This window comes from Persicirhabdus sediminis, from assembly GCF_016595495.1.
In the GTDB taxonomy this organism is placed as follows: domain Bacteria; phylum Verrucomicrobiota; class Verrucomicrobiia; order Verrucomicrobiales; family Akkermansiaceae; genus Persicirhabdus; species Persicirhabdus sediminis.
Map to the genome: position 1 here is coordinate 84,014 of NZ_JAENIM010000044.1, position 13,666 is coordinate 97,679.

A 13,666-nucleotide genomic window follows, 5' to 3' on the forward strand; every position below is an offset into this window, starting at 1 on the left:
AAAAGGTCTGGGAGATTTGTGTTAGCGGATTTGTCACGCTAATCGAAGTGCAGGTAGATTGGCGCAAATTGACTAAACAAAAAAGTAGATAGTTTGAACTAGCTGCATTTTGCATGTTAGGTCGAGCGGGTGTTTTGCTAGCCTATGGGATGCGAGCTGGCTGAGTTGGTTGGGGGAGTTTTTGGTGTGGGCGCAAAAAAGCCGAGCTGCGGTGAGCAGCTCGGCTGGGTAAATTAGATGAAATGGATGGCTTAGAGGCTAGCTTTCAGAGTGGATGAGCACTTGAAGCCAACTGTCTTAGAAGCTTTGATTTTCATAGCTTCGCCAGTTTTTGGGTTGCGGCCCATACGAGCAGCGCGTTTTTTCACTTCGAAAGTACCAAAGCCGATAAGTTGAACTTTCTTATCTTTTTTGATGCCTTTTGAGATTGAGTTGAGAACTGCAGCTACTGCATCTTCTGCAAGGCGCTTAGTTGCTTCATTTCCAAGTTCTTTTTGGACAGCTTCGACGAGTTCGGATTTATTCATAGCGATCACTTTTTTGTCGAAAACATCACATTTTGTAAAGATAAAATATTTTCTAATGGAAGAGCTGGAAAGTCTTGACTTTAAAGAAGATTTCTGACTTCAGGCAGTCGTTTTAATTTTGTCTATTCCTTATACCTATGAGCTTTGAGAGATGTTAGTTTTTGATAGATTAAGTTATTCTATTGCGGTTAAAGGGATTGCGGCTGTTTTATTGACCTTTTTAGCTAGATTTGGGTGAATGGATGAATGCTAGGGCAAGAGCGAGAGATAGTGGATAAGGCGGCGCGAGTGGTGGAGGCGGTGGCGCCGATTATGCCTTTGGAGCGGGAAATTTTTTCTTATCTAGCTGATGCGCAAAGGGCCCAGCAGCGTGGATATTACCTGCCTGGCGAGGATGAAAGGGTGCGTGAGCTGTATGCTTGCTACCTGGATGCGCGGGTTTTGCTGCTGGAGGTGATTGAGGTTTTGTCGCCGATATTTAGGCGGGCGAGTCATTTGCACTGGGAGGATAGGCTGCGGGTATTTGGGGTGGCTTTTGCGGCGGCGGCGATGTTGTGCCGGGTGGCGACGTATTTTGTGGAGCTGGGGCGTGAGCTACCGGTGGTGGTGGCGAAGTTGGATGAGGCGGAGCCGAGGTTTGGCATTGAGCGCGGAAGTTTCACGAGAATCTATAAGAGCTTGGCGTCGACTTCTAAGATGTGGCGGTTTTATGAGGCGACTCGTTATTATGATGCGAACCAGCTGGAGGTGGAGGAGGCCTTGGTTTCTGGTGGCTGGCCTGGGGTGGCGGCTATCTTGATTGGTGAGGAGGAGTTTTTGGAAACCCGTAAGGGGGAGTATGTGAAGCGCCAGCTGGATTACCGGCTGTATTCGTTTAGGCGCAGGCAGTTTTCTGGTTATACTAAGGTGATGTTTCATTTGTTCCGTCTGTCTGGCAGTGTGATTGCGGAGCTGAAGCAGCCGCTGGTGAAGCCGCTAGGCGAGGGCAAGCGGGTGACGGCGGAGGTGCGCGAGCGGGTGCAGCCATTGTTAATGCCTGGCGATGTGTTGGTTACACGCCACGAGGATGCGCTGAGTAATTTGTTTTTGCCTGGGTATTGGCCACATGCGGCATTGTACCTTGGGACTGAGGGCCAGCGGGCTGAGCTGGGGCTGGTGGGAGGCAAGCTGGCTGGTGCGCCAGATGGCACTTGTGTGCTGGAGGCGAAGAAAGATGGCGTTTTGTTTAGATGTCTTGATGAAACTCTCCATGTGGACGCTTTTTTAGTTTTGCGTCCATTGCTCAAACCTGAGCAAATTCTAGCAGCACTAAAACGAGCGATTAGTCACGAGGGGAAACTTTATGACTTTCTTTTTGATTTTAAAAAAGCTGATAGATTGGCGTGTACGGAGCTGATTTATCGTAGCTATGATTCGGTCGAAGGGGTTGAGTTTGAGCTATGTGAGCACAAGGGTAGATGGTGCCTTTCAGCCGAGGATCTATTAAGACAAGCGCTTGACAGGAAAATGTTCCGGCAAGTTTTGGAATTTAACAAGAACGGCGGACGTATACTAACTTCTTCGGGATCGTGTAGTCTAAGGTAAATCAGACCTTTAGCGACTTTGTGAAAAATTTCACAAATGTGCTTGATACACCCCTTCCTGCGGGGTAAAGCCAGTTCGCCGCTCTAAATGGCGTCGAAAAATCATGGCAATTCGTACCATTCTCATTTCATTTTTTGCTACGCTAGCAGGCGTAGGAAGTACGTTCGCAGCGGGCTTGCCTCAGCACGCTCCCACGCTCACCCCTGAAGGTTTTCCGTTTCCGATTTCCAACTCGATGGTGATGGTGTGGATGGCGGCGGCGATCATTATTCTCTTCGCGCAGGTGGCGACTCGCAAGATGGCACTGGTGCCAACTGGCTTGCAGAACTTCGCTGAGTGGCTGGTGGAAAGTCTTTACAATTTCCTCAAAGGGATTCTGGGTGAGCATTTGGTCAAGCGCACATTTTGGTTCTTCGGCACGATCTTCATTTTGATCTTGGTGAACAACTGGATTGGTCTTCTTCCCGGTGTAGGCACCGTTGGTTGGGACGCTCACGGTCACGAGCACGTTTCTCACCCGCTGATGCGTGGTGGTAACGCTGACCTCAACATGACGCTGGCGATGTCTCTGACATTTGCAGTTCTCTGGCTCTACTGGGCGATTACAGAAAATGGTGTGAAAGGCTTTTTTGCCCACATCTTTGCCCCTAAGGGTAAGTTTGGCGGCCCAATGAAGATCATGATGATTTTGGTCTTTGGCATGGTTGGCCTGATTGAAGTGGCCTCTATTGCGCTGCGCCCTGTGGCTCTCAGTTTCCGTCTCTACGGTAACATCTTTGCGGGTGAGAACCTGCTGGAAGGTATGATGATGCTAGGTCTGCCAAATTGGCTGATGTGGTTACCACCGCTTCCATTCTACTTCCTCGAGCTGCTGGTTGGTGTGATTCAGGCATTGGTATTTATGCTTCTCACCGCAGTTTTCCTCAAGCTGATCTGTGAACACGACGATCACGACGAAGACCACGCTCACTAATAATTTTTGCCGGTAACGGCACCAATACTTTTGTCAGCCAGACCATAGCATAGTGACGGTGGGGGCTGATGATAACCACAACGATAAACAACAAATATTATGTTCGAACTACTTAACCTACTCGCTCAAGTCGAAGGTACACAAATCGCAAACTGGCACGTAGCATTCGCAGCACTCGGTGCTGCTCTTGGAATCGGTCTTCTCGGTTCTAAGGCTACTGAAGCAACTGGCCGTAACCCAGGTGCAGCTGGTAACATCCTTACTCTGTCAATCATTCTGGCAGCGCTTATCGAGGGTATCGTATTCTTCGCGATCTTCCTTGCTAAGGTTAACTAATTTAACCTTTCCCGCTCGCGCAAGCACGGCTTGCGCGGGCACCTTTTCCTACTCTCCTAGAAATTAATCAGTATCCGTATGTTCCAAATCATTAACATCCTAGCAGCAGCACCAGCTCAGGCCGCAGTAGAAGGCGAGGGCGTTGTTCAGGAAATCGCACGTACCTTCGGTCTTAACGGCCCGATGTTCTTCTCGCAGTGTGTTTCTTTCTTCATCGTTATCCTGCTCCTCAAGAAATTTGCTTTTGGCCCAATTCTCAACATGCTCGAGCTGCGCAGCAAGCGCATCGAAGAAGGTGAAGAGAAACTCAAGCGCATTGAAAAGCAGCTAGCTGAAAGCGAAGAGTCCACAAAAATTGTGCTCGCTGAAGCAAACTCACAGGCTCAGCGCCTGATTGACGAATCAAAAGAAAGTGCCGCTCACATCAACGAGCAGGCGACTCAGAAAGCACTGGCTGAAGCCGCTCAGATCAAAGAGCGCGCGCAGAAAGATGCTGAGAATCAAGTCCAGCAGATGCGTGCAGAGCTCAAGCAAGAGTTTGGCCGCCTAGTGGCTGCGACAACTACACAGGTCACTGGCAAAGTACTTACTGACGCTGACCAAGACCGCATTAACAAAGAGGCACTGGCAAGTGTCGAAGGGTAAGTTGCCCGCTAGCTAATCGCTAAAGAAATCCATTTTTATGAAAGCTTCAAAAGATGCCGTAAAAGCAGCAAAGCGCATTTTCCAGCTATGTCTGGTAGATGGCCGACTCGATGAGCAGAAAGTGCTCACAGCGGTGCGCAAGATCGGTGAGCGTAAGCCACGTGGATACCGTGGTATTCTGCAGACCTTGCAGCGTTTGGTACGTCTCGACGTCGAGAGCAGAACTGTGACCGTGGAGAGCGCAGTAGAACTCGACGCCGCCAGCCGCCAACGCATCGAAGACAGCCTGGTAGCCAAATACGGTGCCGGCTTAGCTTTCAATTATTCAATCAATGCTGAGTTGCTGGGTGGCACTCGCATTCGCGTAGGTAATGACGTGTGGGACGGCAGTGTGCAGTCTCGCCTCAACCGCCTCGTGAACTCTATCTAAACTCCCGCGCCATCTGGCTAATTCATTTTACAAAATTTAAAACATAGAAACTTCTTATTATGAGCAGCATCCTTCAGGAACTCGAACAAGAAATCGCTAACGTGACCTCAACCGTCGAGAAAACCAACGTCGGCACCATTCGTGAGATTGGTGACGGTGTGGCCAAAGTCGAGGGTCTTAGTGACGTTCAACTCAATGAAATGGTCGAGTTCCCAGGCGGAACCGTTGGCCTGGCCCTTAACCTTGAAGAAGGTGAAGTCGGCGTAGTTATTCTCGGTGAGTACACTCACCTGCAAGAAGGTGACGAGTGCACTTGCTCAGGCAAGCTTCTCTCCGTTCCTGTTGGCGAAGACCTCTTCGGTCGTGTTGTAGACGTTCTCGGTCGCCCACTTGATGGTCGCGGTGAGATCGCAGCAGCCGCTCAGTACCCAGTGGAGAAAATTGCTCCGGGTATCATTAAGCGTAAGTCAGTATCCGTTCCTGTGCAGACAGGTATCATGGCGATTGATGCGCTGATTCCTATCGGTCGTGGCCAGCGTGAGCTGATCATTGGTGACCGCGCTACTGGTAAGACCACGATCGCTATCGATACCATGATTTCTCAGCACAACCAGAACAAGGCTGCTGCTGAAGCTGGTGAAGAAGGCTACAAGCCACTTCACTGTATTTACGTTGCTGTGGGCCAGAAGCAGTCCAACATCGCACGTACCATCCAGAAGCTGGAAGATGCCGGCGCTATGGAAAATACTATCGTGGTAGCTGCCTCAGCATCTGAGTCTGCTGCTAACCAGTACCTCGCACCTTACACAGGTTGTGCCATCGGTGAATACCTGATGGACCAAGGTAAGGATGTTCTCATCGTATTTGATGATCTTTCTAAGCAGGCGGTTGCTTACCGTCAGGTATCTCTGATTCTTCGCCGCCCATCAGGTCGTGAAGCTTACCCAGGTGACGTTTTCTACCTGCACAGCAGACTTCTTGAGCGCTCAGCTCGTCTCTCAGACGCAGCTGGTGGTGGTTCAATGACTGCACTTCCAATCATTGAGACACAAGCTGGTGACGTATCTGCATACATCCCAACTAACGTGATCTCCATTACTGACGGTCAGATTTTCCTTGAGACTGACTTGTTCAACCAAGGTGTTCGCCCAGCGATTTCTGTAGGTCTGTCAGTTTCTCGTGTAGGTTCTGCTGCACAGACAAAGGCGATCAAGAAAGTGTCTGGTACCACTAAGGTGGATCTGGCTCAGTTCCGCGAGCTGCAGGCATTTGCTGCTTTCGGTTCAGATCTGGATGACGCGACTATGGCTAAGATCAACCGCGGTGAGCGTATTGTTGAGCTGTTCAAGCAAGACCAATACGCACCGAAGTCACTGGCTATCCAGGTGGTCCAGCTGTGGGGCATCCAGAATGGTCACTTCGATGATGTGGAAGTCGATCGTGTACAAGATTTCCGCGCTGGTCTGGAGGAATTCCTCGGGACTCGCAAGACTGACCTGCTCAACGAGATCGCCAAAGAGAAAGCGCTTACTGACAGCGTGCTCGAAGGCACTAAGCAGGCTATTGCCGACTTCAAGGCAACTTGGAAGTAACTCAAACAGCTTAATATTCGCTAATACCAATCAATTTATATGGCCAATCTTCGTGACATTCGCCGGCGCATTAAGTCGGTAAAAAACACTGCCCAGATCACCAAGGCGATGCAGCTAGTAGCATCCGCCAAAATGAAAAAGGCACAGGACCAGGCAATCTCAGGGCGTGATTATGCAATTTCCCTGAATAAGGTGTTGGCGAACCTTAAGTCTGGTGATGATGAGCTCGTACACCCACTGATGGATGTGCGAGAGGAAGGCAAGCACCTCGTGCTGGTAATCAGCACAGATCGCGGACTCTGCGGTGGCCTCAACGCCAACCTGCAGCGCAAGGTGACTGACATCGCCAATGCTGAAGGTGATAATGTGGATTTTGTGACCATCGGTCGCAAACTCCGCCAGCAGCTGGCTAAGCGGCAAGTGAATCTGGTAGCTGACTTCACCGTCGACGATCCAGTACCATTTGCGGACAGCCGTCCAGTAGCTAAGTTCCTCACCGAGCAGTTCCTCTCAGGCAAATACAACAAGGTGACCATCGCATTCAACCGCTTTGTCACCACCATGAGCCAGGAGCCAACGCTTTCTAAGTTCCTGCCAATCGAGGCAGAAACACTCGCTGAGCGCCGTGCCTACGAAAGTGTGGGTAAGCGAGGCGTGATCAAGGAAACTGACAAAGAAGAAGCTCTATCTAATGACTACATCTTTGAGCCAGGTCCAGATAACGTTCTCAATCACCTGCTGCCACTCTACCTCGGCTTCCATGTTTACCAAACATTGGTCGAGTCTCGCGCCTCTGAGCACTCAGCTCGAATGGTAGCGATGAAGGCCGCTACGGATAACGCTAATACCATGATCGATGAGCTGACACTTGAATACAACAAGGCACGTCAGGCAGCCATTACCGCTGAACTCCTCGAAATCACCACCGCGATGAAGGCCATGGAGTAGTGGCTAGCCACTAACCATTTAGACAATTCAAAAGTAAAAATCCCCCCCTCACCATACCCGCAACTAAGCTTGCACCACCACCAAACTATTTACCCAACAATAATATGAGTAACACCGGAAATATCGTCCAAGTCATCGGCGCGGTTGTCGATGCCGACTTCTCAAAAGCTGACAAGCTGCCGGCTATCTACAACGCCGTTGAGATCAAATACAACCTCTACGGCGAGGACACCACTCTCGTTCTCGAAGTGCAGCAGCACCTCGGCGACGGCTGGGTTCGCGCAATCGCGATGACCACTACAGAAGGTCTCAAGCGCGGCATGGAGATCACTGACACAGGTGCTCCAATCTCCGTTCCTGTTGGTACTGGCATCCTTGGCCGTATCTTCGACGTTACTGGTACTGCAGTAGACGAGCGTGGCCCAGTTCCACACGAGAAAAAGTACCCAATTCACCGTCCAGCTCCTAAGCTGGTAGACCAAGCAACATCAGCCGAGATCCTCGAGACAGGTATCAAGGTGATCGACCTCATTTGCCCATTCACTAAGGGTGGTAAAGTGGGTGCCTTCGGTGGTGCTGGTGTGGGTAAGACCGTGGTTATCATGGAGCTCATCAACAACATTGCTAAAAACCACGGTGGTTACTCAGTATTCGCCGGTGTAGGTGAGCGTACTCGTGAGGGTAACGATCTCTACATGGAAATGGCTGAAGCAGGTGTTATCGACCTCGAAAACATCGAAAACTCAAAAGTGGCCCTCGTATACGGTCAGATGAACGAGCCTCCAGGTGCGCGTCTCCGCGTTGCTCTCTCCGCACTCGCCATGGCTGAGTACTTCCGTGACGAAGGTGGCCAGGACGTTCTGCTCTTCGTTGATAATGTATTCCGTTACTCACAAGCTGGCTCAGAAGTATCCGCGCTGCTCGGTCGTACGCCATCAGCGGTGGGTTACCAGCCTACACTAGCTGAAGAAATGGCTGCTCTCCAAGAGCGTATTACTTCTACCAACAAAGGATCAATTACCTCATTCCAGGCCGTATACGTACCTGCGGATGACTTGACTGACCCAGCTCCAGCAAACACCTTCGCCCACCTCGACTCCACCGTCGTGCTTGAGCGTTCACTCGCAGAGATCGGTATTTACCCAGCGGTTGATCCATTGGCATCTATCTCCAACGCACTCACTCCAGCCATCGTTGGCCAGGAGCACTACGACGTAGCTCGTGGCGTGCAGGACGTTCTCCAGCGCTACAAAGATCTGCAGGACATCATTGCCATCCTCGGTATGGATGAGCTCTCAGACGACGACAAACTCACCGTGTTCCGCGCACGTAAAGTGCAGCGTTTCCTCTCCCAGCCATTCCACGTGGCAGAGGTCTTCACCGGTACTCCAGGTGTCTACGTTCCTGTAGCTGATACCGTAGCTGGCTTCAAAGAGATCCTCGACGGTAAGCACGACAGCGTACCTGAAGGTAACTTCTACATGAAGGGTGGCCTCGACTCCGTCGATCTCGGCTAATTCTCATGAGCCTGGGCTGGCCCGCCGTGGCCAGCCCACTCAGATTTTCTCAATCCAAACTCATATTTAGAAATCATGCTGCATCTCGAAATCGTTACTCCTGAGAAGAAAATTTTCTCTGACACTGTAGAAGATGTTTACTTGCCAGGTGAAGATGGTGAGATGGGAGTGCTTTCTCTGCACGCTGCCCTCGTCACCGTGCTCAAGCCAGGCGAGCTGCGTTACCAAAAAGATGGCGAAACCATCGAGTTAGCCATCGGAGCAGGCTTCGCTGAAGTTGCCCAAGACAAACTCATCATCCTTACCGATATGGCGCTCGACGACGAGCAGATCGATATCGAAAAGGCCGAAGAAGCCATCAAACGCGCCGAAGAAGCACTCAAACTGCACGAAGGCGACGACCCTCAGCACACCGCCCAGCTCGAACTCACCATCGCCAAGAATATCTTTGCCATCGAGTTCAAGCGCAAGCGCCGCAAGAGCATTTAGCTGAACAACTTCGCCGAAAGGCCAGAAGAGTAAGCCGCTCCATTCAATCGTGCCAAAAGCCCGAGCGATCGAGTAAATAGCTCAAGCTCACGAGTAAGCTGCCCAAGCAATTGAGCAAATAGCTCGTGCAGTTGAGCATAGTGCCAAAGCAATTTCCCAACCCGAAGCCCACCACAGCTTCGGGTTTTTTGTGCCCAGCCATTGAAGAGAGAATGGTGAGGAGAGAGGTGTGAGTTCCTGGCTGATGAAACCCAGCCGTTGAAGAGAGAAGAGTGAGGAGAGAAGAGTGAGTTCCTGGCTGATGAAACCCAAGCAGCTCAGCTGTTCGGCCGAAGGCTTTCGGACTGCGGTGATCCTTCACCGCTTTGAGTGAGACGCCAAAAGAAGTACCAAGGCCGAAGTCATGTGTTCATGTTTTATCGCACACGAGTGGAGTAGAGCTAGCTGGCTAGAACCATCAGCCAGCCAGAAACGCTTACTAGCTCAAAACCCCAGCACGCCAGCCGAGACACCAGCTATAGCCAGAACCACTTGCTTACCAGCCCGGAGGGCTCAGGGACTTTAGCCGCGGGTCGACAAGCCACGGAGTGACGATCGTCCCTAACCCTAGGCATCGCCTAAGGTATAGAGGCCACACCAGAGCATCCCCTCAGAGTGGCGACCATTTTTCCCGCTGGCTGGAGCCCACCCTATCGATCAATCCAGCTCGCTAGCATATACCGTGAGCCTAATAAAAAGCTTTTCCTCGCCCTCAGTGGACGCTTCAGCCATGCGCATGCCGTCGGCGTCGGGCTCAGATAGGTTGACGTTTTGCGAGCTCCAGTTGACTAAGTCACTGCTGCTTTCCACCAGGTAATCCACGCCTTTGCTTTGGCCATGAAACATCAGGCCAAGTGAACCGTCATAGATTTGCGGCTTGGGCATTTTCCCAGCTAGATTTTCATCTGGCCTAAGGTTCAGCGCGCGAGCCATCAACAGGCTCACACCATCGCCAGTATCATCGAGTGATAAATCGACATGCGGTGCTCTGCCATGGAGCTGCAGCCAGCTGTCAGCCGGTAACTGCTCGGTGCCAATAACAACGACAGGACGATATTGCCAGCTAGGCGTTGTGAAGCCTGTACTGTCGGCCAGAATGTAGCTGGTAACTTGGTTGCTGTTCTGGAATATCGTAGAACTCGCTGCAGGGGCATCACCGAGGAAGTAGATGCTGGAGAGAGAGATGCAACCAGAGAATGCATAGCTGTCAATGTAAGTGACCGAGTTAGGGATGTTGATACTGGAGAGAGAGATGCAGTTATAGAAAACATAGTATCCAATAGAAGTGACCGAGTCAGGGATGTTGACACTGGTGAGTGAACTGCAGCCATAGAACATAGACCTTGCTATAGAGGTGAATGAGCTTGGGATAGTTATATTCCTAAGTGAGCTGCAGAACGAGAAAGCTGAGGAACCAATGGAAGTGACCGAGTTAGGAATGTTGACACTGGTGAGTGAACTGCAGTTATAGAAAACATAGTTGCCAATAGAAGTGACCGAGTCTGGAATGTTGATACTGGTGAGTGAACTGCAGTTATAGAACGTATAGTCTTCAATGGTCGTGATCGAGTCTGGAATGTTGACACTGGTGAGTGAACTGCAGTTATAGAAAACATAGTTGCCAATAGAAGTGACCGAGTCAGGGATGCTGACACAGGTGAGCAAACTGCAACCATAGAAAGCCCTATTACCAATAGAAGTGACCGCCTTAGGGATGATGACACTGGTGAGTGAACTGCAGTTATAGAACGTATAGTCTTCAATGGTCGTGACCGACTCTGGGATGTTGATACTGGTGAGTGTACTACAACCACAGAATGCCCTATCACCAATGGAAGTGACAGTGTCTGGGATACTAATGATTGTTAGTGAGCTGCAGTTATAGAAAGTGTAGGATTCGATGGAAGTGACCGCTTCTGGAAGAATGATAGTAGTCAGTGATTCGCAGTTTTCGAAAGCACTGTCACCAATGGAAGTGATCGAGTCTGGAATGTTGACCTCGCTGAGTAAGCTGCAGCTAGCGAAGGCACTGTCACCAATGGCTGTGACCGGCACACCTAGGTAAAAAGAGGAGATATGAATAGAGCCGGATACGCTGCTGCTACAAGCAGTCAGAATCATGCTGTTGCCATCGCTGCTCAGCGTATAAGTAAGATCTGGATGATCGTCTAGGTCAGCTGGGTAGAGGCTCCATGGAGCTAGCTGGAAGGAATGGTAGTATTCATGCTGATAGCTGATGGTGAGCTTCTCGTTGACGGTGAAATCAAATAGATCCCCCGTCACACTTGGGGCATTACCTAAAAAGCTAAGCTGGACTAAGCTAGAGCAGCCGAAGAAAGCCCCTTCTCCTATGGAAGCGACCGCGGCTGAAATAGTGAGATCACCGAGTGATTTACAGCCATAAAAGGCATAGCTGCCAATGCTGGTGGCTGAGGCTGGGATGTTGATCTCACTGAGTGCAGAGCACTGCCAGAAAGTATAATTGCCAATAGAAGTGACCGAGTCGGGAATATTCAGGTTGATGAGTGAGTCACAGCGGAAGAATGCATAGTCACCAATGAAGGTGACCGTGTCTGGGATGCTGATATGGCTAAGTGAGCTGCAGCCAAGAAAAGCGTATTCGCCAATGGCGGTGACGGGCACACCGTTATAGCTTGGTGAAATGAGAATGGAGCCCGATGCGCTGTTACTGCAATGAGTTAGAATCGCACTGTTGCCATCGTCACTGAGTGTATAGCTAAGAGCTGGATTATAAATTTCAGCTAGATAGCGATTCCACGGTGAGCTCTGGAATGCCGCCGCGTATTCTACCTGGTATTTAATGATGAGATTCTCATTGGTGATAGTGCCAAATGGATCATTCTTCACACTCGGCGCTTCACCTAAAAACGTAATCCAAGCCAAACTCGAGCAGCCGTCAAAAGCCTTGTCACCAATGAAGGTCACCGATGCATGAATAGTGATATTAGTGAGTGAGCTACAGCTTTCGAAAGCATAGTCTCCAATAGAAGTGACGGAGTCAGGAATAGTGATGCTAGTGAGTGAGCTACAGCCACTGAAAGCGCCCCGCCCAAGAGAGGTGACGGAGTCAGGAATAGTGATATTAGTGAGTGAGCTGCAGCCACAGAAAGCATCAACTCCAATGGAAGTTACGGAGTGAGGAATAGTGATATTAGTTAGTGAGCTGCAGTTAAGGAAAGTAGCGTATCCAAGAGAGGTGACGGAGTCAGGGATAGTGATTTTGGTCAGTGAACTGCATCCGAAAAAAGTAGATTCTGCAATAGAAGTGATGGAGGCAGAGAGCTTGACGCTAGTGAGTGAGCTGCATTCCCAGAAAGCGTATTGCCCAATCGAGTGGACTGAGTCTGGAATGATTATGTTAGATAGAGAGAAGCAGTTACTGAATGCATAATCTCCAATAAAGACGACCGAATCTGGGATTTCTATGCTGGTTAGTGAGTCGCGCCAATCAAATGCACCATCCGCAATCTCGGTTACTGGCAAGCCGTCAATCGTACCAGGGATAACCAACTCACCAGCAGCGCTTGTGGAACAGCCAGTAATCGTGATCGAATAGCCCGTGCTTGTATAACTGAGATCCTCCACTGAAGCGGCGGCACAGTGCTGGGCCGGTAAGCAAATACAGATGATTAGTGTAAAAAGTGCACAAAGGCGCGAAGTCCTAAGGAAAAACATTCCGAACTGTTAGCAAATTAACGTTTAGATGTCAAGTGACCAATCTGCTATCTGTATGCCAGAAAAGTCTCTAAGTTACCTGTCCTATTCTTAATCATGTAGTTAATCGATCATTTGATAGATCAATAAATCATCTGTTCATACGTTTATGATAGCGACTAGTGAGGAGAGAGGAGTGAATTCTAAGGCAATGGAGATCAATCGGCTCCGTAGCTCTGCCGAAGGCTTTCGGACTGCGGTGATCCTTCACCGCTCTAGCCGACGAGCGGTATCAGAAATCCCCACTTTCAAATCCTAAAAATAGCTTCAATCATTGTGGCTAGGTCAAAGAACGATAAGCTCACTGAAAATTGCTGGGCATTAGCTTCTAATTAATCGTTGGTAGAGAGCAATTTTTCAGATTATGCGTAATTCATGCTTGGCCTAATAGGAGTTACAATTTTCTGCTTATCGATAATGATAGGTGTTCTCTCGGACGCGTTTCGTGATGATGATTGCGACCTCGTAAATTTATTTAACTTATTGATGGTCACGGGCATACCTGTTTTGTTTGCTATGTGGGTTAGAAGGACAATCAAATGGGATGACAAGGTGTCTTTATGGTTAACCCAGAACAGGCGAGTGATTACAGATAGAGATCAATACCTGAGAGATTCGCCTTGGCCAACGAGAGCTTTGAACTCGAATCAGCGTCTTCGTAACTACCAGTTTGTGACTTCGTTTGGCATTTTTAGCTCAGTCGGAGAGACTGGGGCAGACCTCGGTCGGCGACCATTACTTTGCATTGCCTGTTGCCTTTGGTGTTTAGTATTTGGCTGGTGGTCAATCCCATTTGGGCCATTTACTAACATCAAAATTATTTGCCGTAATATTAGCGGTGGACAAACTAG

At 49.7% G+C, this 13,666-nt stretch carries 11 protein-coding genes; 9 read left to right on the forward strand and 2 right to left on the reverse strand.

Translation table 11 applies throughout. The features are described 5' to 3' along the window. Positions 1 to 251 precede the first annotated feature (251 nt). Positions 252 to 527 (reverse strand): HU family DNA-binding protein, encoded by a 276-nt coding sequence (locus tag JIN82_RS13795; protein WP_200312243.1) that lies wholly within the window; start codon positions 525 to 527, stop codon positions 252 to 254. 246 nt (positions 528 to 773) lie between these two features. Between JIN82_RS13795 and JIN82_RS13800 the strand changes: the two genes are divergently transcribed. The 9 genes from JIN82_RS13800 to atpC all read left to right on the forward strand — a co-directional run bounded on the left by JIN82_RS13800 (position 774) and on the right by atpC (position 9,041). Continuing rightward, positions 774 to 2,111 (forward strand): YiiX/YebB-like N1pC/P60 family cysteine hydrolase, encoded by a 1,338-nt coding sequence (locus tag JIN82_RS13800; RefSeq protein WP_200312244.1) that lies wholly within the window; start codon positions 774 to 776, stop codon positions 2,109 to 2,111. Positions 2,112 to 2,214: 103 nt separating this feature from the next. Continuing rightward, positions 2,215 to 3,084: a F0F1 ATP synthase subunit A gene (gene atpB / locus JIN82_RS13805; RefSeq protein WP_200312245.1), complete on the forward strand. Its 870-nt coding sequence runs from the start codon at positions 2,215 to 2,217 to the stop codon at positions 3,082 to 3,084. Between the two features lie 99 nt (positions 3,085 to 3,183). Continuing rightward, positions 3,184 to 3,420 carry an ATP synthase F0 subunit C gene (locus JIN82_RS13810; protein WP_200312246.1) on the forward strand — a complete coding sequence of 79 codons (237 nt, stop codon included), beginning with the start codon at positions 3,184 to 3,186 and terminating at the stop codon, positions 3,418 to 3,420. A 78-nt stretch (positions 3,421 to 3,498) separates the two neighbouring features. Then, positions 3,499 to 4,065, forward strand: a complete 567-nt coding sequence (atpF, locus tag JIN82_RS13815; RefSeq protein WP_200312247.1) for a F0F1 ATP synthase subunit B — start codon at positions 3,499 to 3,501, stop codon at positions 4,063 to 4,065. 37 nt (positions 4,066 to 4,102) lie between these two features. After that, positions 4,103 to 4,495 (forward strand): F0F1 ATP synthase subunit delta, encoded by a 393-nt coding sequence (locus JIN82_RS13820; RefSeq protein ID WP_200312248.1) that lies wholly within the window; start codon positions 4,103 to 4,105, stop codon positions 4,493 to 4,495. A gap of 59 nt (positions 4,496 to 4,554) precedes the next feature. Continuing rightward, a complete protein-coding gene (atpA, locus tag JIN82_RS13825; protein ID WP_200312249.1) occupies positions 4,555 to 6,087 on the forward strand; it encodes a F0F1 ATP synthase subunit alpha in 1,533 nt (510 codons plus the stop codon). Between the two features lie 39 nt (positions 6,088 to 6,126). Continuing rightward, positions 6,127 to 7,035 (forward strand): ATP synthase F1 subunit gamma, encoded by a 909-nt coding sequence (atpG, locus tag JIN82_RS13830; protein WP_200312250.1) that lies wholly within the window; start codon positions 6,127 to 6,129, stop codon positions 7,033 to 7,035. 104 nt (positions 7,036 to 7,139) lie between these two features. Further along, the gene (gene atpD / locus JIN82_RS13835) at positions 7,140 to 8,552 is read left to right on the forward strand and encodes a F0F1 ATP synthase subunit beta (protein WP_200312251.1); all 1,413 of its coding nucleotides are present in this window, start codon (positions 7,140 to 7,142) and stop codon (positions 8,550 to 8,552) included. Between the two features lie 75 nt (positions 8,553 to 8,627). Next, a complete protein-coding gene (gene atpC, locus JIN82_RS13840; protein WP_200312252.1) occupies positions 8,628 to 9,041 on the forward strand; it encodes an ATP synthase F1 subunit epsilon in 414 nt (137 codons plus the stop codon). A gap of 696 nt (positions 9,042 to 9,737) precedes the next feature. Here atpC and JIN82_RS13845 read toward each other — a convergent pair. Continuing rightward, the gene (locus JIN82_RS13845; protein ID WP_200312253.1) at positions 9,738 to 12,584 is read right to left on the reverse strand and encodes a leucine-rich repeat domain-containing protein; all 2,847 of its coding nucleotides are present in this window, start codon (positions 12,582 to 12,584) and stop codon (positions 9,738 to 9,740) included. Positions 12,585 to 13,666 lie beyond the last annotated feature (1,082 nt).